We start from the raw sequence: 1,322 nt of genomic DNA, 5'->3' as shown, positions 1-1,322 counted from the left end.
TTTTTTATGTCTCTTACCCAGCATTTTGAAGAAATGTCATCGTTTTTGGATGACGTGAATACGCTTGAAAAATTAAAAGCTATTCTTGATCCCAGCATACTTGAACAAGCATTTAAACATGCGGGTGTTGCCACCATTCGGCGCAGGAGACTTCCTTTGGAGGCAGTTATGTGGTCTGTCATTGGAATGGGGTTGTTTCGTAATGAAACAGTCTGGGATATAGCTAATAGACTCGACATATCTTTACCTGGAAAAAGTAAACTTGTTGCGCCAAGTGCCCTAGTTCAAGGGCGACAGAGATTGGGTTACGAGGCCGTCCAACATACATTTAAGTTGCTCGCACAAAAAACTTTTTCCAGTCAGCCTTTTGAGCAATGGTGTGGACTCAATTTACTCGCTGTAGATGGGGTTAGCTTCCGAACTCATGATAATGAAGAAAACCGAGAAGCTTTTGGCAGTGATAGTAATCAATATGGTGAGCTTAGCTATCCTCAAATACGAATGTGCAGTCTAATGGAAGTTTCGAGCCACTTACTTTTAGACTGTAACTTTGATTCTCGTCGTGTAGGAGAAATGAGCTTAGCTCAAAGACTATTACCAAGCGTACCAGATAATTCACTGACCTTATTTGACCGAGGTTATTACTCACTAGGACTGCTTTATCAATGGCAAAATCAAGGAGATAATACCCACTGGATGTTACCAGCTCGAAAAGATTTACAGTATCGAGTAGAGCATAGCATCAGTGAAAATGATGAAATAGTGACCTTATTCACAAGCCCTCAAGCCAAAAAGAAGCATAAAGAGTTACCAAGCGCCATCTCTGCAAGGTTGACCACGTATAAGGTTGACGGAAAAAGCTACCGTGTGCTCAGCTCCCTCATTGATCCTATTCGATTTCCATACGACGAATTAACTGAAGTTTATACTAAGCGGTGGGAAATTGAATTAGGGTTTAGAGAAATAAAACAGGGCTTGAACCATTGCAAACACACACTACGCAGTAAAAAGCCGGACATGGTGCGCCAAGAGTTATGGGGATTACTACTCGCTTACAACTTGATACGTATCATCATGCTTGATGCAACTAAAGACGAGGAGTTACTGCCAATTCAGCTAAGCTTTAGTCAATGTATGCGTCAGGTTGTGGCCTTCTTCATGTTTACGCCAATACACAGTGCAAGCAAGCTTCCTTTCTACTATGAAGAGTTACTAACTACACTTAGGTTGTTTGTTCTTCCCGACCGAGTACCTGATAGGCACTATCCAAGAGTAGTGAGAAGAAAACCGACAAAATACCCTTATAAAAGAAAATGCCAGTC

1 protein-coding gene is annotated in these 1,322 nt (G+C 41.5%); it reads left to right on the top strand.

Annotated elements, in window-relative coordinates; all coding sequences use genetic code 11:
* On the top strand, positions 1 to 1,322 hold a 1,322-nt coding region (locus DS2_RS19315), incomplete at both ends, for an IS4 family transposase (RefSeq protein ID WP_326979562.1).

The sequence above is a fragment of the Catenovulum agarivorans DS-2 genome (genome assembly GCF_000568405.1).
GTDB classification, from domain to species: Bacteria; Pseudomonadota; Gammaproteobacteria; order Enterobacterales; family Alteromonadaceae; genus Catenovulum; species Catenovulum agarivorans_A.
This window is presented reverse-complemented; position numbering and strand designations above follow the sequence as displayed.